We start from the raw sequence: 19,003 nt of genomic DNA on the forward strand, positions 1-19,003 counted from the left end.
GAAAATTGGGTTGAAGCTGTCAGGACTGAATTTTGAGATACATTTCTTTTAACTCACTTACTAACAGTTCCAAATTAATTGGCTTAGAAAGGTAGCCATCCATACCGGCTATAAAACAGCTATCTTTATCTTCGCTTAGCGCATTGGCAGTCATAGCTAAAATTGCAGGTTTGCTTCCATACAACTGCCTTATTTGTCGTGTAGCTTCCAAACCATCCAGGTGTGGCATTTGAACGTCCATTAATATAATATCATACGTATTTTCACGCACTTTTTCAAGTACCTCCCTGCCATCATTAGCCAGGTCTGGCTCGTAACCAAGCTTGTGCAGTACTCTCAAGATGAGTTTTTGGTTCATTAAATTGTCTTCGGCAACCAGTATACTGAAAGGATAGGTGGCTGCAAAGTGTTCCGACAGGATGTTCTTTTTTTTGCCATCATGAACATCAGGGTTATGTTTCAATGCCGACTCAACAACCTCAAATAAATGTTGCTGCTTTACAGGCTTTGTTAAGATAGAGGAAAATAAGTCTTTTGGTGCATTGCTTCTGTGGTCGCCGGTTGAACTGAGCAAGATAATAGGTGTACTTTGATTAATGTCCCTGATATGTTTGCTCAGGCTAATGCCATCCATATCAGGCATTTGCATGTCGGTTATGATTAGATCAATGTCAGGTTTGCTGCGTAGCAGATCTAAAGCATCTTTGCCCGATGATACTGCATTTACCATCATTTTGCGCTTATGCAACTGCGTTTGTAAAATACGCAAATTGGTGGCGTTATCATCAACAATAACAACCTTTTTGCCCGCACAAAGTGCCGTATCGGTATCAGCAGCATTGCTATGAGGCTTAACGCCTTCTTTACAAGCTAAAGTAAACGTAAACGCACTACCCTCACCTGCTTTGCTTTTTACCTGTATGGTGCCGCTTAAAAGTTTTACCAGCCGCTCGCATATAGCCAAGCCTAAGCCCGAGCCGCCATATCTACGCGTAACGGAAGAATCGATCTGGTTAAAGGCTTGAAAAAGGTTTTTAAGTTGATGCTCTGGTATGCCAATCCCAGTGTCACGTACGTCGAAGCGCAGGGTAATGCAATCTCCGCTGGTCTTTTCTTTAAATATGTCAACATACACCTCACCCTTGTGCGTAAACTTTACGGCATTACCCACTAAATTTATGAGCACCTGGCGTAACCTGAAGCTATCCGTATAGATATGCTGCGGTATATCATCTGCTATATGATATAATAGGTCTATACCGGTTTCGGCAATCTTGGAGCTAAATAAATCTAAAACATCCTCAACGCATTTGCGTAGCTCAAAATCGTGCGGGTCGAGTTCCATATTACCCGATTCAATTTTTGAGAAGTCGAGCACATCATTAATGACATTCAACAAGGCTTCGCCGCTATTCAGTATAGCCTCTGTGTATTCACGCTGCTCTGTATCCAGTTCTGTTTCTGATAACAGAGAGGCCATTCCTAAAACACCGTTCATGGGTGTCCGGATTTCATGGCTCATAGTAGCCAGGAATGTACTCTTTGCTTTATTAGCTTTATCTGCCTCCAATTTGGCCTGTTCGGCCATTACCCTTGCTCTTTCTTCCTGATCTTTTTGTGCTTTCAGCTGGTCATTAAGCGCTTCGAGGGTGTTGGTTTTAGACAACAGCTCTTCCGCTTGCGATTGTAGTTCTTCAGACTGGGCCTGTAGTTCCTCAGACTGCACCTGTAACTCTTCAGCCTGCGACTGCAGATCATTGTTCAACATCTTCAACTCTTCCGACTGTTTCCTGATCTCCCGCGTACGTTGTCTTACCTGTTTCTTTAACTGAACCCTTTGCTGATGCAGAAAGCTTACCCGTTGCCGGTACAAGGCATAACTTAAACCAATAACAAACATTATAGCTAAAGTGCGGAACCACCACGTTTTCCAATACGGCGGTTTAATGATGATGGTAAGTGTTGTGGGAGTATTGTTCCAAACACCATCGTTATTAGCTGCTTTAACTCTAAAAGTGTAGGTGCCAGGGTCCAAATTAGTATAGGTAGCCCGTCGTAAACTGCCTGCCTGCCGCCATTCTTTATCGAAACCTTCGAGCATATAGGCATACTGGTTTTTTTCAGGAACGGTGTAATTAAGTGCAGCAAAATGAATACTAAAAACTGATTGCCTGTAATTGAGCTCTACCTGATTAGACGATATTATGGAACGCTTTAAAGGTGATTTCTTATCACCGATTTTAACCGGCTTGTTAAAGAGATCAAAGCCTGATAGCACAACAATTGGCTTGTTGGCATTAAAGGGGATGGTGTTGGGGTTAATAATGGTAAAGCCGTTGATGCTACCCATAACCAAATTGCCATTGCGCATGGTAATGCCCGAACCAATATTAAATTCTAAACTGTTTAGGCCGTTATAGAGACCAAAGCTTTTAAGCGTATTTTTAACAGGATCAAAACGGGTAATGCCCTGGTTTGTGCTTAGCCATAAAAAACCATGCATATCTCCTAAAACTGAATTGACGGTGTTATCAATCAACCCCCGCTCTTCTGTTAGAGCTGTGAATCTTTTAGTCCGAGCATTGTAGCAATTTAAGCCGCCTTCCATTGTAGCTACCCACATATTGCCCTTCGGGTCCTCATAAAAATCGCTGATTACATCGCTGTTTAGGTTGCTGTTGCGCGTATTAAGGTGCGAAAATGATTTTGAGCCCCGATTATAAATACTTATCCCATTAGAATAACCGCCGATCCAGATGTTACCCAAATGATCTTCGTATAGTGTTTGCACCACATTATCACATAAACTATTGGGGTTTTTAGGGTTATGGGTAATTTTGATGAATGTTTGAGTTTTTGTATTAAACACGTTTACGCCACCGTAATTGGTAGCTACCCATATATTGCCCTCTTTGTCTTCCATTAGCATGCAAATGGAACCGCAATTTAACTGCTGCGGGCCGTTGCCGGTTGAATAGTGTTTAAATTTCCCCGACTTAAGGTCCAAATAATCAAGACCACTGCTCGATGTACCAATCCATACGCCTTTGTTATCACGGGTAACTAATACATCGGTGGTATAATTACTAGAAAGGCTGTTACTAGAATTACTTTTGTGCTGATATAATAAGGAGTTCTTTTTGGTAAAGTCAAAATACTCCAGTCCTGCATCAGTCGCCAGGTATAGATTCCCTGCTTTATCTTCAGCTACCGACCGGATAATGTTTTTGGCTGATGGAATGCTGCCCAGGGCAGATCTGTAAAATGGAAATATAGTCAGATGTTTATCATACTTAAGTATGCCCTGGCTTGATGTACCTATCCATAAAGTGCCTGTATTATCCTGCAAAAGAGAATAAACGGCATCATTGGGCATTAGGTTGTTGTCAGCAGTTCTATCACTTACGGGTAATAACCTTCTCGAGTCTACATCAAACAGCTGCAACGTCGTATTCGTCCCCAACCAAAATTGATTACCATTGGCTTGAGCAATACAAAATACCGGATTGGTGCCGTCAACAGAGTTGTGGTCTGGTTCTGTTGCATAATAGGTAAACGTTTTCTTTTGTCGGTTAAGCACCTTTAGGCCTGCACCAGTACCCATCCATAAATTATGTTTAACATCTTCGGCTATAACATAAATTAATTGGTGACCCGATTGCCGATTGGCGCCTGTATCTAAAATTCGCTCAAAGCGATGTGTGCGCTTGTTAAGCAGGTTTAAACCGTTGGCGGTGCCAACCCAAAGCTGTTTATCAGCCCCTTCAAAAACAGCATACACATTTGCATGACTGATGGTTGCCGATTCATTTGCACTGGGCAGGAAATGCTCGAAATTATTTGCTTTTTTATTAAATAGATTAAGGCCGTTTTCGGTACCTATCCATAAGTTGGCGCTTTTGTCTTTATATATGCAATTAACGGTATTATTGCTGAGCGAGTAGGGGTTGGCTGAAGCGTACTTATAATTAACAAATGAGTCGAGTGAGCGGTCATACTTACTAAGTCCTCCTAAGCGTGTCCCTATCCACAAATTTCCGTCTGCATCTTCACCCAAAGAAGTGATGTGATTAGCCGGCAATGTTTTTTTATCCTCACTGTGGTGCTTGTATACAGTTACGTTATAACCATCATATTTATTCAAGCCATCCTGTGTGCCAAACCACATGAACCCATAACGGTCTTTAAAGCAGCAATTTATGGTATTTTGTGATAAGCCGTTGTAACTATTAAATGTAGTTAAGCTTATTTGCGATTGTTGGGCATATACACCGGTTAGATGAGCAAAGTAGACAGCAAGAAGTAATAATACAAAATTGTATAATTTGCTCATTTATAAGGTAAAAATTGGTATACGAAAGTAACGCCTTAAAGTTATAGGACGGGGGTTAGGTTGAAAGCAGATTTGCCTCACAAGGCGTTCCATAAGATCTGAACGGCAACTTACTGCTTAGCAAACCTATAGAAATTATAGACTAAGTGGAAGAAATGTTTGTTATGCACAATTAGTCTAATTAAGCATTAATGAATTTGTTATAAAAATTTTACAAAACTACTTCTAATCAATTACGCTAACTTCAATTTGAAAGGCGCTTGATGAGATTGGAAATGTGGTAACTATAAGCACACTATTAGATAAGCCGTATGGAGACCCTTGAACAACATTACGGCAAACTTGTTACTAACAGGTAATAGAAAAATCATGAGCTTTATCAACTCCGTTCCATTTTATGCAGGCACCAGCAACGTGGTGTTGCCAGTACCCAATAAAGAATGTTTTCCTGAGGAGTTTAAAAGCAAGAGCAGGTTATGCTATTACGGCTCCCTGTTTAATAGTGTAGAGGTAAATAGTACCTTTTATAAATTGCCCCTGGCCCGTACTATTGAGCGATGGGCGACCGAAGTGCCCGATAATTTCAAATTTACTTTTAAGCTTTGGCAGGAAGTAACGCACTGTAAAGGGAGGGTCTTTGATCCGGAGAACATTGACCGTTTTATGCATATTGTTAATCATGCAGGCGAAAAGAAAGGCAGTTTGCTTATCCAGTTCCCGCCCAGTGTAACCATTAGTATAGTAACACTTACCGGTATTTTATCGCAAATAAGGTTGGCTGATCCTGGTGAATTATGGCACGTAGCAGTCGAGTTCAGGAACAAGTCATGGTATAATGATACTGTTTTTGAACTGTTAGACCAGTACAAGGCTGGTATAGTGTTGCATGATATGCCAGCATCGGCGGCGCCATTACAGGTAGGGGAGGCTGATTTTGTTTATCTACGTTTTCACGGCCCCGAGGGTGGTTATAGAGGCAGTTACACCGACGATTTTTTAAGTGAGTATGCCTCTTACGTAAAAGAATGGCTGGAGGACGGCAAAGCCGTTTATGCTTACTTTAACAACACCATGGGCGCTGCTGTACAGAACCTGATAACGTTGAATGACTTTGTTAAAGAAGCGTATTGAAAAACTGCTATAATCAAAAAAGCCCTTGCATAAACATGCAAGGGCTTTTTTGATTATAGCTTTGCTTATGAAGGAAACAATAACAAAGGCACAGGCAAGGCGTCTGTTCCGGCCACCTGAACTTGCTGATCGGTAAGCGACTTAAAGTGGAAGCGGCGATAAGCCATGGCGATTAAATCGTTATGCATAGTGTTTATTAAAACGTCGGCAGCCTTTTTAACATTTCTTTCTTTAATGTGATTAAAAGTAATCTTTATACCGTCGTTTCTGCGTCCTGCAATATTTTGAAAAAGAGATATAGCGTAGTTTTCCTCAGGCTCAGGCAAACCCGAAGCCGAAATGTGCGCTATGCTGTAACTCGATTTAAATACATGCGCCATACTTCTTAGATAACTGCTTATCTGGTAACGGCAGTATCTCAAATCGGCCATGTACACCATACGTTTTAATGGCCTAAACGCGGCATCCTTTGGTACAAGCAACACCGGGCAATAGGTGGTGCATAAAACCCGTGAAGCAAATTCATCCACTTCCGAAAAAATACTTTTAGTGCCTTTAATTATTAGTTGCACATTTTGTTCAAGCACAATTTCGTGTACCGTTTTATTTACCGTTTCCATAAGCTGCAAAGTTTTTGCGTTTGTAGCTGGTACAGGCGAGTGCTGCACACTCTTGGATGTTGCAGCAGACGTAGGGTGGTGGGTAGTAGAGTTTTTAGCGGCCACATGAACCAATACTTTTGCAGTTGTTGCTTTTTTGGGTTCATCTATATCCCACACCAGCAAATTTACTTGCAGGTGGGCGGCCAGCAGTTGGCCATAAGCAAGCGCATGCGCTGCCTCAGGCGAAAAATCGTTTAATAATAAAATGTTTTTCATGCAGTTGCTTCGACCATAATGGTCAGTGAAACAAATCATTATAATGAATGACGGGGGTCAGTAGTTAGAATGATTGTTGTGGTTAATGATTAGTTAACAATCTGTGATGGGAAATGGTTTACAGAAAACGCCACTTTTTTCAGATTTTTCAAACAATTTGAGCGTTGGCTATTATTATGTTATTTAAACAGCAGAAAATCTAGCACTTAGAGTTTAAAGTATACTCTTGAGAGATTTATATCGTCTTCGCTATTAGCAATATTTCTTATTTGTAAATCTTAATAGTCCTAATTTCATGATCTGTTAAACATTTTATGCAGCTCATAGGTTAGCATATACGGAAACTATTAAAGTACCTTCGGTTACAGTACAAGTAGCCAAGCCATACATAAAATACAAGTTAATGATCCAATCGAGCGGCCAAAAAAGAGTTATCATTACCAACGTATCTCCCCGTGTTGAGGAAGGACGATTTCCTGCCAAAGTTGTAGTGAATGAAGACGTCACCTTATCTGCCGATATTTTTAGTGATGGCCATGATGAAATTGCTGCCAGCGCCTATATTAAACACGCAGATGATACAGCATGGTCTGAAATTCCCATGACCTTTGTGATAAACGACCACTGGGAGGCCATCTTAAAAACTGGAAAGCTGGGCTTTTATGATTTTAAGATTGAAGGTTGGGTAGACCATTATACCACCTGGAAAAAAGGTTTAAAAAAGAAGTTTGACGCTGGGCAGGATATAGCTGTGGAGCTGCTGATAGGTATCGAGTTACTGGAAGAAGCTGCTGCTCATAACGTTGATGATAAAGCGTCGCTATTATCTTGGGCTAGTCAAATTAAGCGGCTAACAGATCCGAAAGAAGCAGTTGCATTGGCTTTAAGCCCCGATATAGCTGGTGTGATGTACAAGCACCGGCACCCCGAATTGGTTACGCAATTCCCGGTTACTTACCGTATAGAGGTTGAGCGTCTTAAAGCCGCTTTTAGTACCTGGTATGAACTGTTCCCCCGTTCGGCTGCTGATGGGCCCGGAAAGCATGGTACGTTTAAAGATGTGGTAAGGCTTCTGCCACGGGTAGCCAAAATGGGTTTTGACGTGCTTTACTTTCCGCCTATTCATCCAATAGGAGAGAAGAACCGTAAGGGCAAGAACAATTCTTTAACCGCCGGACCTGATGATCCCGGATCGCCTTGGGCAATAGGTAACCGTTTGGGCGGCCACAAAGCCATTCATCCGCAGCTGGGAACTTTAAAAGATTTTAAAAGCTTAATTAAGGAAGCAGAAAAGCTGGGTGTTGAAATTGCCATGGATATCGCTTACCAGTGTGCGCCCGATCACCCATATGTGAAAGAACACCCGCAGTGGTTTAAGTGGCGGCCTGATGGTACTGTACAGTATGCCGAAAATCCGCCTAAAAAATATGAAGATATACTACCCTTTAACTTCGAAACCGAAGATTGGGAGAATTTATGGCAAGAGCTAAAAAGCGTGATCGATTACTGGGTAGATGCCGGTATACGGGTATTTCGTATTGATAATCCGCACACCAAGGCGTTTGGTTTTTGGCAGTGGATGATTGGCGAAGTACGGACAAAAAATCCTGAAGTTATCTTTTTGGCCGAAGCCTTTACCCGTCCGCGTATTATGGAGCGGTTAGGCAAAGCTGGGTTCAATCAATCTTACAGTTACTTTACCTGGCGTAACACCAAGCAAGAATTGGAAGAGTATCTAACGGAACTGACCAAAACAGAAATGCGGTATTTCTACCGTCCTAACTTTTGGCCCAATACGCCTGACATCCTGCCACCGGCCTTAACGCAAGGTGGCGACAATGCCCATATTACGCGGGTTATTCTGGCAGCAACGCTTTCATCCAATTATGGCTTATACGGCCCGGTTTATGAGTTTGGTATCAATGCGCCTCATGGTGCTAAGGAAGAATACATTGATAACGAAAAATACGAGATCAAGAATTGGGACTGGAACCGGTATACCCGCATAGGCGATATCATTACCCGTGTAAACCGCATCCGGAAACAAAACCCTGCATTGCAAACTACCTGGAACATCGAGTTTGCCACTACCAGTAACGAACAGATTATCTGTTACGTTAAAACTGACAAGGCAACCCATAATAACCTCGTTATAGCTGTAAATCTTGATGTATTTAACACACAGGGCGCACATGTAAAAATACCTCTACCCAAACTGGGTATTGGTTATGATGAGCCTTACCAGGTAACCGACCTTTTAAGCGGTAGCACCTATCAATGGACCGGCGATTACAATTACGTGGAACTGAACCCGTACCAAATGCCTGCCCACATTTTTAAAGTTGAAAAAATTTACTAACCATGCCTCAGGATATAAACCAATTAGACGACAAATTACACTGGTATAAAGATGCCATCATTTACGAACTGCATATTAAGGCGTTCCGCGATGGTAACTGCGACGGTATAGGCGATTTTAAAGGCCTTATGGAAAAGCTGGATTACCTGCAGGATTTAGGTATAACTGCTATTTGGCTGCTACCCTTTTATCCATCGCCTTTGCGTGATGATGGGTATGATATTTCTGACTACTATAACATCAATCCTTCATACGGTGATATAAAAGAATTTAGGCTGTTTTTAAAGGAGGCCCATAAAAGGGGGTTAAAGGTGATTACTGAGCTTGTTATTAATCACACATCCGATCAGCACCCTTGGTTTCAGCGTGCGCGTAAAGCGCCTAAGGGTTCTGATAAGCGTAATTATTACGTTTGGACCGATGATCCGCAGCAATTTAAAGATGCCCGTATTATATTTCAGGATTACGAAGCCTCGAACTGGACCTGGGACCCTGTGGCGCAACAATACTACTGGCACCGTTTCTTTCACCACCAGCCCGATCTGAACTACGATAACCCGCAGGTACAGCAGGAAATATTTAAGATATTGGATTACTGGTGTAAAATGGGGGTAGACGGCTTCAGGCTCGATGCCGTACCTTATTTATTTGAGCGAGACGGCACCAATTGTGAAAACCTTCCCGAGACACACGATTTTCTAAAAAGCCTTCGTAAATATATAGATGACCGTTATCCGGGCACTTTGTTATTAGCCGAGGCTAATATGTGGCCGGAGGATTCGGCCGCCTACTTTGGTGATGGTGATGAGTGTCAGATGAATTATCACTTCCCGGTAATGCCGCGTATGTTTATGGCCTTACAAATGGAAGACAAATATCCTATTACCGATATTTTTGACCAAACCCCCGAAATACCCAATACCTGTCAATGGGCAATCTTTCTGCGTAACCATGATGAGCTGACGCTGGAGATGGTGACTGATGAAGAACGCGATTACATGTACAAAGTATATGTTAAAGATCCCAAAGCCCGTATCAACTTAGGTATAAGGCACCGCCTGGCGCCACTGCTGGAAAATAACCGCCGGAAGATAGAGTTGTTAAACGTGCTGTTGTTTTCACTTCCGGGTACACCGGTGATGTATTATGGCGATGAAATAGGCATGGGCGACAATTTTTACCTGGGCGACCGCGATGGTGTACGTACGCCTATGCAATGGGATTCCGATCGTAATGGCGGTTTCTCAGAAGCAAACCCGCAACGTTTGTACCTGCCAATGATCCTGGATCCGCAGTTTCATTATGAAGCAGTAAATGTTGATCTGCAATCACGTAACACATCATCATTGCTATGGTGGATGAAGCGCATCATTGCTACACGCAAAAAGTACAAAGCCTTCAGTCGGGGTGATATGAAGTTTGTGCAGAGCGAAAACTCAAAAGTACTGGCCTTTACCCGTACTTATGAGGATCAAACCATGCTTATTATCTGTAACCTGTCGCGTTTTCCGCAGCCGCTTGAGCTGGAACTGGCCGAGTATAAAGGCTATGTTCCGGTTGAGATATTGAGCCGTAACCGTTTCCCTATTATTAAAGAGGATGCACCATACTTTGTAACGCTTGGTTCATACGGTACGCAGGCTTTTGTTTTAGAAAAGGTCAATCCCGAAATAGGGGAAGATCAGCAATTACGTAACCTTACCCTGCAGCGCTGGAAAGATCTGATTAGCCGTGAATTGTTTGAGGGATTAAGCAACGCCATACTGCCAGAATACCTCATGCGTATGCGGTGGTTTGGCGGCAAGGCGCGTGGAATGGAAACTGTAGCCATTGTTGATGCAGCTAATATTCCACTTGCACAAGGCAGTGCTTACACTTTGTTAATGGAAGTGTCTTACCGCGAGGGACTACCAGACCTGTACCAATTATCGGTTGCTTTTGCTACAGATCAGCAGGCGCGTAAGCTGCAAACCGAATATCCGCAAGCCATTATAGCTAATGTTACTGTTAATGGAGAGGACGGGGTGTTGTACGATGCGATATACGGCATTGATTTTCAGCAGGCCATTATAACTAATATGGGCCACCGTCATACTATACCACAATCGCGCGGCGAACTGGTATTTAGCGGCAACCGCGAATTGAAAGCGCACATAACGGAGCATCCGGAAACTAAGCCGAAAATGCTTTCGGCTGAGCAAAGCAATACTTCCATCACTTACGATAACGCTTTTTATCTTAAAATTTACCGTAAGGTTGACAGGGCCATTAACCCCGATATGGAACTGACCAAGTTTTTGAGTAACGAGGCTCAGTTCAAAAATATACCGGGTTTTGTGGGCGCCATTGAATGGGATTTTGGCAAAGGTACCATGGTTTTGGGTATGATGCAGGAAATTGTAAAAGCCAACAGTGATAGCTGGGAGTACATGCTCGATCGTTTGAATGACTACAACGACGAGTTACTTACTAATACTAACCCTAACCAAACCAATGTTGAAGTAGTTGGCAGTTTAACACAGCCCGTAGCTTACGAGCAGATTCCCGAAACGCTAAAGGCTAAGTTTGATGCAACCGTAGCAGAACAGGTTAGGCTATTAGGCGAAAGGACCGGTGAAATGCACCTGGCTTTGGCATCAGAGCAAAATAATCCGGCATTTAAGCCAGAGGAGTATTCTTTGCATTACCAGCGTTCTTTATTTTCGGGACTGCAATCTTCTGTAAGAGTAGCATTCCAAAGCCTCAGCAGAAATTTGAAAAAGCTGCCCGACAGTGTCCGGAAAGAGGCCGAAGAGGTACTCGGCATGAAAGAAGAGATACTAACTATCCTTAAAAAGATATATAGCCGCAAGATTGATGTAACCAAGATACGCATACATGGCGATTACCACCTGGGGCAGGTGCTGTTTACGGGAAAGGACTTTATTATACTAGACTTTGAAGGTGAACCGGCACGCAGTTACAGCGAGCGCAGACTAAAATATTCGCCATTACGTGATGTGGCAGGCATGATACGGTCTTTCCATTATGCTGCATTTGGCAGTTTGTTCTTGGATAATCAGATCAGGCCTGAAGATATTGAGCAATTGATTCCGCATGTGGAACAATGGTATCATTACATGTCGGGCTTCTTCATGAGATCGTACCTCGACACCGTTAAAGGTTCATCCTTTGTGCCAAAACAAGTTGAAGATCTGGAGATCATGTTACAAACCTTCCTGCTGCAAAAGGCAGTGTATGAGTTAAACTATGAGCTTAATAACCGGCCCGACTGGGTGGTAGTGCCTTTAAGAGGCATTAAATCAATAGTAATGAAAAACAGACTCGCAGGAGCAACAATAGTATAAGCATGGAATATACAGTGGAAGATACCGCCCCTACACAAGAAACATTACCATGGTTCTCGTTATTCAGCGAGTTTGATATAAGCTTGTTTAAAGCGGGTAAGCATTATCAGCTATACAATAAGTTAGGTTCGCATCAGGTACAACACTTGGGTAAAACAGGTACTTATTTTGCCGTCTGGGCACCTAACGCCAAAAATGTATCGGTGATTGGTAACTTTAATGGCTGGAACCGCACCGCACATGCCATGCATGTACGCTGGGACCATTCGGGTATATGGGAGCTTTTTATTCCGGAAGTGGCAGTGGGCGAGTGTTATAAATACTTTATCGAATCGCACAACGGTTATAAGGTAGAAAAAGGCGACCCATACGCTTATCATTGGGAAACGCCTCCGCATACGGCCACCATAACTTCCGATTTAAGCTATGCCTGGGCCGATGAGCAATGGATGACCAACAGGCACCAGTCAAAGCCATTACAAAAGCCCTTATCTGTTTACGAAGTGCATTTGGGTTCATGGCGCCGTGTGCTCGATCCCGAAAGCCGGTTTATGACCTATAGGGAAATGGCCGTTGAGTTGACTGCATATTGTAAGGACATGAATTTTACGCATGTGGAGTTCATGCCCGTTATGGAGCATCCATTCTATGGCTCCTGGGGTTACCAGTTAACCGGCTACTTTGCGCCGTCAAGTCGGTACGGCAATGCGCAGGATTTCATGTATCTAATTGACCAGTTGCATCAGGCAGGTATTGGTGTAATATTGGATTGGGTTCCATCGCACTTTCCCACTGATGAACATGGCCTGGGTTATTTTGACGGCACCCACCTGTATGAGTATGCCGATCCTCGGAAGGGTTTTCATCCCGATTGGAAAAGTTTAATATTCAATTTTTGCCGTAACGAGGTTAGAGCATTCTTAATATCAAATGCCCTGTATTGGCTTGATAAATATCATATAGATGGTTTACGTGTTGACGCCGTAGCTTCAATGCTTTATTTAGATTACTCTCGCAAAGAAGGGGAGTGGATACCTAATGAACATGGTGGGCGGGAGAACCTGGAGGCTATCAGCTTTCTACAGGAATTTAATGACGCTGTTCATCAACATCACCCTGATGTAATTACCATTGCCGAAGAATCGACCGCATGGCCAGGCGTTACCCAACCAACCAGCTGGGGTGGCTTAGGGTTTGATTTGAAGTGGATGATGGGCTGGATGCATGATACCTTAAGCTATTTTGAAAATGAGCCTTTGTACCGTAGCTATCACCAGGGCCAATTAACTTTTAGCTTGGTTTATGCCTTTACCGAAAAATTTGTACTGCCGCTTTCACATGACGAAGTGGTGTACGGCAAGCATTCATTAATTAACAAAATGCCGGGTGATAACTGGCAGCAGTTTGCCAACCTCAGATTGCTTTACGGCTACATGTACGGACACCCAGGAGCAAAAATGATCTTCATGGGCGGTGATTTCGCTCAGCGACATGAGTGGGCGCATGATTATAGCATGGACTGGCACGAAACACATGATCCGCTGCACAAGGGTGTACAGCAGTGGCTTAAACAGCTAAACACACTATACAAGCAGTATCCTGCTTTTTATGAAAACAGTTACTCGCCCGATGGCTTTGAGTGGATTGATATGAATGATAGTGTAAATAGTGTGCTATCATGGGTGCGTAAGGGTTTTAATGAACAAGACAGGCTGCTGTTTGTAGCAAACTTTACACCAGTAGTAAGGCACAATTATCGTATTGGTGTGCCACAATTGGGTGTATACCAAGAGATACTTAACTCGGATAACCTGAGTTATGGCGGTAGCGACGTACTTAATTCGGGTAATTTGGAAACTTACCCCATTCCTATGCATGGTAAACAACATTCGCTGTTGCTGACCTTGCCGCCATTGGGTATAACTATATTAAAATATGATACTTCTTTTGATTGGCTTTATACCGCATAATACGAATTAGGAAATAGGTACTAAAGCCGCCCCAATTTACGGGCGGCTTTTTTCTTGTGCCATTGAGATAGCCAAATAATAAACATACTTGGCTACCTTCTTAGCATATATTTCAACAGCATGCTATTGCTTGATGGTAAGATGTCATAATTCCTTGCATATATTGTATAAACAATAATAGGCTTAGGGCAATACATTTGCTATCTTACCAATTAACATACCGCATAGTATACATCAAAGTATAGTACGATATCCGGAAGGATAAAATACAGATAAACTGATGTACTGCGATGCTTGTTACCTATATGTCTGATCAAATTATATTAAAGGGAATTACCTGGAACCATAGTCGTGGTTTTGTACCCATGACAGCGACTGCCCAGCGTTTTTCTGAATTAAATCCCGGTGTGGAAATTATATGGGAAAAACGCTCCCTGCAACAATTTGCCGATCTGTCTATCGAGCAGTTAGCTGCCCGTTATGATCTGCTGGTAATTGATCACCCTTGGGCTGGTTTTGCGGCTAACACCCGTACTATATTGCCTTTTGATGAGTTTTTATCGCCAGAATTTTTGAAAGATCAGGAAGTAAATACAGTTGGCGAATCTTACATCAGCTATAACTTTCATGGCCAGCAATGGGCTTTGCCTATTGATGCCGCCACACCGGTGGCTGCAAGTCGCCCTGATTTATTGACTGCACACGGTACCGACAAGCCATCAACTTATGATGAACTGATTGACCTGGCTAAACGCGGGTTGGTTGCTTGTCCACTTATACCAATAGATTCACTGATGACTTTCTACACCTTCTGCTGTTCATTAGGTGAAGATCCTTTTCAGCAGGAAGGCGAGGTGGTAAGTCGTGAGACAGGCATACAAGCCCTGCAGATGTACCGCCAGCTGGCGCAACTTGTTGATCCGGCTTGCTTCGGTTACAATCCCATTAAAGTATATGAGCGCATGACGCTTACTGATGATATTGCCTACTGCCCGTTTGCTTACGGCTATTCTAACTACTCACGTGAGGGTTATGCTCGCCGTGTACTGCATTTTCATGATATGGTAACGCTAAACGGCAAAACCAATCTGCGTTCCACATTGGGCGGTACAGGGTTAGCCGTTTCATCGCAATGCCAGCACATTGATGTGGCTATGAAGTATGCGGAGTATGTAGCCTCGCCGGCTTGTCAGCAAGGTTTGTACACCGATAATGGCGGGCAGCCCGGCCACTTAAGTGCCTGGACGAGCAGCGCAACCAACAGTAAAACGCACAACTACTTCTCAAATACATTGCCCGCCTTACAACGCGCATTTTTGCGACCGCGATACAATGGCTCTATGTATTTTCAGGATCATGGCGGCGATGTAGTGCGCAACTACCTCATGAATGGTGGTAGCGAAATGCAGGTGTTGGCTGATCTGGATAAATTGTATCAAACTTCAAGAGAAAATGTGCAGCATGGTTAAGCCCTTAGAAGGATTATTGGTGCTGGAGTTCAGCCAGTTTATGGCCGGACCAACAGCGGGTCTGCGCCTGGCCGACTTGGGTGCGCGCGTTATTAAGATTGAGCGTCCGGTAAAAGGTGAGGCAGGTCGGCAAATTGCTATCCGCAACATCTTTGTAAATGGTGACAGCCTGGTTTTTCATACCATTAACCGTAACAAAGAATCATACGCGGCCGACTTGAAAGATCCGGAGGATTTAGAGCGCGTAAAGAAACTGATTGCACAGGCTGATGTAATGACCCATAACTTCCGTCCGGGTGTAATGGAAAAGATTGGGTTGGATTACGGGGCTGTACAAGCCATAAATCCTAAAATTATATATGGCGTAGTTACCGGTTATGGCAGCAAAGGCCCTTGGGCATCAAGGCCAGGGCAGGATTTGCTCATCCAATCATTATCTGGTTTAACTTATCTGTCAGACACGCAGGATGCTGGTCCGGTGCCGTTTGGCTTGGCCGTTGCTGATATTATGTGCGGTGCACACTTTGTACAGGGCATTCTGGCTGCTTTAATTAAGCGCCATAAAACACAAAAAAGTGTATTAGTTGAGGTAAGTTTGCTCGAATCAGTACTTGACTTGCAATTCGAGTTCCTCACAACGCATCTGAACGATGGCGAAAAGCTGCCGCAACGCAGTCGCATAAAAGGTACCGGTCATCCCTATCTAAGCGCACCTTACGGCATTTACCGTACGGCCGATGGTTACGTTTCATTAGCCATGGGCAATTTGCATAAGATAGGAGAGGCTGTTGACATAGATTTAACAGCCTACGCCGAAAAAGCATCCTGGTTTGAACAGCGTGATGAGATTATGCAGTTGTTGGCCGGGCAATTACAAAATAGAAATACTGCTGAATGGCTGGCTTTACTGGAGCCGTTAAACATATGGTGTTCTGATGTATTAAACTATGCACAAAGCCTGCACCATGAGGCTTTCGAAGCGATGGGCATACAGCAGCATGTTATGCTACCCGATGGCAAGCAACTAAGTACCACACGTTGCCCTATCCGCATTGATCATACAAGATTATACTCATCCGTAGCCGCCCCACGACCAGGCGCTCAAACCGAAATTATCAACCAACAATTTAATTTAACCAAAGCATGAGGCCTTTAGAAGATTATTTAGTGGTAGATTTTAGCCAGTTTCTATCCGGCCCATCGGCAGGTTTACGGTTGGCAGATTTAGGCGCGCGCGTTATCAAAATAGAACGACCTGATACCGGCGATATTTGCCGGCATTTATATACGTCAAACGTCATTATGAATGGCGAGTCGTCGGTATTTCATGCCATTAACCGTAATAAAGAAAGCTTTACGGCTGATTTGAAAAATGATGATGACGTACAAAACGTTTGGGAGCTGGTAAAAAAAGCTGACGTGGTAATGCATAATTACCGCCCTGGCGTAATGGAACGTTTAGGTTTTGATTATGAAAGTGTAAAAGCCGTGAACCCAACCGTTATTTATGGCGAAATTTCAGGCTACGGCAATGTTGGTCCGTGGAAGGATAAGCCAGGGCAGGATTTGCTGTTGCAGTCACTAACGGGTTTAACCTGGCTAACTGGCAATGCTGGTGGCCCGGTGCCTATGGGTTTGTCCATTATAGATATGCTGGCCGGTACGCATTTAACGCAAGGCATTTTAGCCTGTCTGGTTAGGCGCACATTAAAGAATGAAGGCGCATTGGTGCAGGTAAGTATGCTGGAGTCGGCTTATGACTTACAGTTTGAGGCCATAACCACCTATTACTATGATGGCCTGCTGCCTGAGCGTTCTGCCAAAAACAACGCGCATGCTTATTTAGGGGCACCTTATGGGGTATATAAAACAGCCAACGGTTATATGGCTTTGGCAATGGGCTCTATACCTCAACTGGCACAATTACTCCAATGCGATGCGCTTTTGCCCTATACCGAGGTAGCACAGGCGTTTCATCAGCGTGACGAAATTAAGACTCTACTGGCCGATCACTTGCAAACTAACACCACCGAAAGCTGGCTGGCTGTTTTACAACCTGCCGATATATGGTGTGCAGAGGTGCTGGATTGGAAAACCCTCATGCAGCAGGAAGGCTTTAAGGCACTAGATATGATACAGGAAGTAACCATGAACGATGGCTACCAGTACCGTACCACTCGATGCCCTATACGCATAGATGGTGAAATACTTACGTCATTCAAAGGATCGCCTGCTTTAGGGCAGGATACTCAAGCTATATTAAATGAGATGAGTAAATGAGCACCCCCGATACGATAAGAATAGCTGTACGTAAGTTTGGTCCTTTTGAAAGTGCCCTGCAAAAGCTTTGGGATAGTTACTGTGCCGAAACCGGCTGTACCTTAAAAGCCGAAATGGTGCCCATGGACCTGGATCTGCTTTATGAAACCATCATACAAAACAAAGGCTTGCAAAACGGCGACTGGGATATAGCACACGTGGTAACCGATTGGCTGTACGAAGCCTGGACTGATGGCTTACTGGAAGACTTAACGCCTTATATAAAACGGAACCCGCCTGAAGGGTATCCTGATGGATGGAGCTCTTCATTACTGTCTGCGCAGCAATACGGCGAATCCGTTGCGGGCTTGCCGTTTCATGATGGCCCTGAATGTTTCATCTACCGTAAAGATTTGTTTGAAGACCTAAACGAACAACAAGCATTTCAAGCTCAATATGGCAGGCCGTTGCAGGTGCCTCAAACCTGGGATGACTTCTTAGCCGTTGCCCGGTTTTTTAACCGGCCTGAGCAAAACCTGTACGGAACCATCTTTGCAGGTTATCCCGACGGACACAATACCGTATTTGATTTTGTGCTCCAACTGTGGACACGCGGTGGAGAACTGACCGATGCCAGCGGTAGGGTAAATATTGACACCCCGCAGGCTGTAAAAGCTCTTGAGTTCTACCGTAATATTCTGAATGATGATACCGCTATTCACCCGCAATCATCACAATACGAATCGGTAGCTATGGGCATGGCCTTTGCCCGTGGCGAGGCGGCTATGATGGTGAATTGGTTTGGTTTTGCCTCTATGTGTGAGGTAGTAGCTGAGTCGAACGTTAAAGGCAAGGTAGATATAGCAAACATACCTGCTGAACTGGGTAGCCAACCGGCATCATTAAATGTTTACTGGCTTTATACAATAGGTTCAGGTAGCCGGCATAAACAAAAAGCTTACGATTTTCTGCGCTTTGCCACTAACCGGCAAAATGATAAGCTGCTAACACTTGAAGGTGGCATAGGTTGTCGGCTTTCTACCTGGAACGATGCAGATATAAATCATACCATACCTTACTACCACAAGCTGGGCATGCTGCATGAGGTAGCTCGTTCGCTTCCTCAAAAACGTAACTGGGCTCAGATAGCACACATTATTGATGAGGTAGTATTAGCTGCTGTTAATACGCAAATACCGGCTGAACGCTTACTGCAGCAAGGCCAGCAAAAGATAAACCAATTAAGTAAAGACTAAC

10 protein-coding genes are annotated in these 19,003 nt (G+C 43.7%); 8 read left to right on the top strand and 2 right to left on the bottom strand.

What is annotated here, in order from left to right; all coding sequences use genetic code 11:
- Positions 1–19: 19 nt before the first annotated feature.
- Positions 20–4,333 carry a two-component regulator propeller domain-containing protein gene (locus ABDD95_RS04395; protein WP_345950690.1) on the bottom strand — a complete coding sequence of 1,438 codons (4,314 nt, stop codon included), beginning with the start codon at positions 4,331–4,333 and terminating at the stop codon, positions 20–22.
- Positions 4,334–4,702: 369 nt separating this feature from the next.
- Between ABDD95_RS04395 and ABDD95_RS04400 the strand changes: the two genes are divergently transcribed.
- The gene (locus ABDD95_RS04400) at positions 4,703–5,464 is read left to right on the top strand and encodes a DUF72 domain-containing protein (RefSeq protein ID WP_345950691.1); all 762 of its coding nucleotides are present in this window, start codon (positions 4,703–4,705) and stop codon (positions 5,462–5,464) included.
- A gap of 65 nt (positions 5,465–5,529) precedes the next feature.
- Here the strand turns inward: ABDD95_RS04400 and ABDD95_RS04405 are convergent, their stop codons facing one another.
- Positions 5,530–6,342 (bottom strand): hypothetical protein, encoded by an 813-nt coding sequence (locus ABDD95_RS04405; RefSeq protein ID WP_345950692.1) that lies wholly within the window; start codon positions 6,340–6,342, stop codon positions 5,530–5,532.
- 403 nt (positions 6,343–6,745) lie between these two features.
- Here ABDD95_RS04405 and ABDD95_RS04410 point away from each other — a divergent pair, with 403 nt between their 5' ends.
- From ABDD95_RS04410 to ABDD95_RS04440, 7 genes are all read left to right on the top strand, one after another.
- Positions 6,746–8,701, top strand: coding sequence for an alpha-1,4-glucan--maltose-1-phosphate maltosyltransferase (locus tag ABDD95_RS04410; RefSeq protein ID WP_345950693.1), 1,956 nt, complete (start codon positions 6,746–6,748; stop codon positions 8,699–8,701).
- Between the two features lie 2 nt (positions 8,702–8,703).
- Positions 8,704–12,048 (top strand): maltose alpha-D-glucosyltransferase, encoded by a 3,345-nt coding sequence (gene treS / locus ABDD95_RS04415; protein WP_345950694.1) that lies wholly within the window; start codon positions 8,704–8,706, stop codon positions 12,046–12,048.
- A gap of 2 nt (positions 12,049–12,050) precedes the next feature.
- Positions 12,051–14,018, top strand: coding sequence for a 1,4-alpha-glucan branching protein GlgB (gene glgB, locus ABDD95_RS04420; RefSeq protein WP_345950695.1), 1,968 nt, complete (start codon positions 12,051–12,053; stop codon positions 14,016–14,018).
- 305 nt (positions 14,019–14,323) lie between these two features.
- Positions 14,324–15,487, top strand: coding sequence for an extracellular solute-binding protein (locus ABDD95_RS04425; protein WP_345950696.1), 1,164 nt, complete (start codon positions 14,324–14,326; stop codon positions 15,485–15,487).
- On the top strand, positions 15,480–16,634 hold the full coding sequence (locus ABDD95_RS04430) for a CaiB/BaiF CoA-transferase family protein (protein ID WP_345950697.1): 1,155 nt from the start codon (positions 15,480–15,482) through the stop codon (positions 16,632–16,634). Before ABDD95_RS04425 ends, ABDD95_RS04430 begins: the two co-directional genes overlap by 8 nt.
- Positions 16,631–17,767 (top strand): CaiB/BaiF CoA-transferase family protein, encoded by a 1,137-nt coding sequence (locus tag ABDD95_RS04435; protein WP_345950698.1) that lies wholly within the window; start codon positions 16,631–16,633, stop codon positions 17,765–17,767. The genes ABDD95_RS04430 and ABDD95_RS04435 overlap by 4 nt, the downstream gene beginning before the upstream one ends.
- Entirely contained in the window at positions 17,764–19,002 is a 1,239-nt protein-coding gene (locus ABDD95_RS04440) for an extracellular solute-binding protein (protein ID WP_345950699.1), read from the top strand. Before ABDD95_RS04435 ends, ABDD95_RS04440 begins: the two co-directional genes overlap by 4 nt.
- Position 19,003: the final 1 nt, after the last annotated feature.

Origin of the sequence: Mucilaginibacter sp. PAMB04274 (genome assembly GCF_039634385.2) — a bacterium.
GTDB lineage: Bacteria > Bacteroidota > Bacteroidia > Sphingobacteriales > Sphingobacteriaceae > Mucilaginibacter.

Excerpts from the sequence above, each read along its gene's own strand:
- ABDD95_RS04400 (WP_345950691.1), top strand. The coding sequence starts at position 4,703 with ATGAGCTTTATCAACTCCGTTCCATTTTATGCAGGCACCAGCAACGTG.
- treS (WP_345950694.1), top strand. The coding sequence starts at position 8,704 with ATGCCTCAGGATATAAACCAATTAGACGACAAATTACACTGGTATAAA.
- glgB (WP_345950695.1), top strand. The coding sequence starts at position 12,051 with ATGGAATATACAGTGGAAGATACCGCCCCTACACAAGAAACATTACCA.
- ABDD95_RS04435 (WP_345950698.1), top strand. The coding sequence starts at position 16,631 with ATGAGGCCTTTAGAAGATTATTTAGTGGTAGATTTTAGCCAGTTTCTA.
- ABDD95_RS04395 (WP_345950690.1), bottom strand. The coding sequence starts at position 4,333 with ATGAGCAAATTATACAATTTTGTATTATTACTTCTTGCTGTCTACTTT.
- ABDD95_RS04410 (WP_345950693.1), top strand. The coding sequence starts at position 6,746 with ATGATCCAATCGAGCGGCCAAAAAAGAGTTATCATTACCAACGTATCT.
- ABDD95_RS04430 (WP_345950697.1), top strand. The coding sequence starts at position 15,480 with ATGGTTAAGCCCTTAGAAGGATTATTGGTGCTGGAGTTCAGCCAGTTT.
- ABDD95_RS04405 (WP_345950692.1), bottom strand. The coding sequence starts at position 6,342 with ATGAAAAACATTTTATTATTAAACGATTTTTCGCCTGAGGCAGCGCAT.
- ABDD95_RS04440 (WP_345950699.1), top strand. The coding sequence starts at position 17,764 with ATGAGCACCCCCGATACGATAAGAATAGCTGTACGTAAGTTTGGTCCT.
- ABDD95_RS04425 (WP_345950696.1), top strand. The coding sequence starts at position 14,324 with ATGTCTGATCAAATTATATTAAAGGGAATTACCTGGAACCATAGTCGT.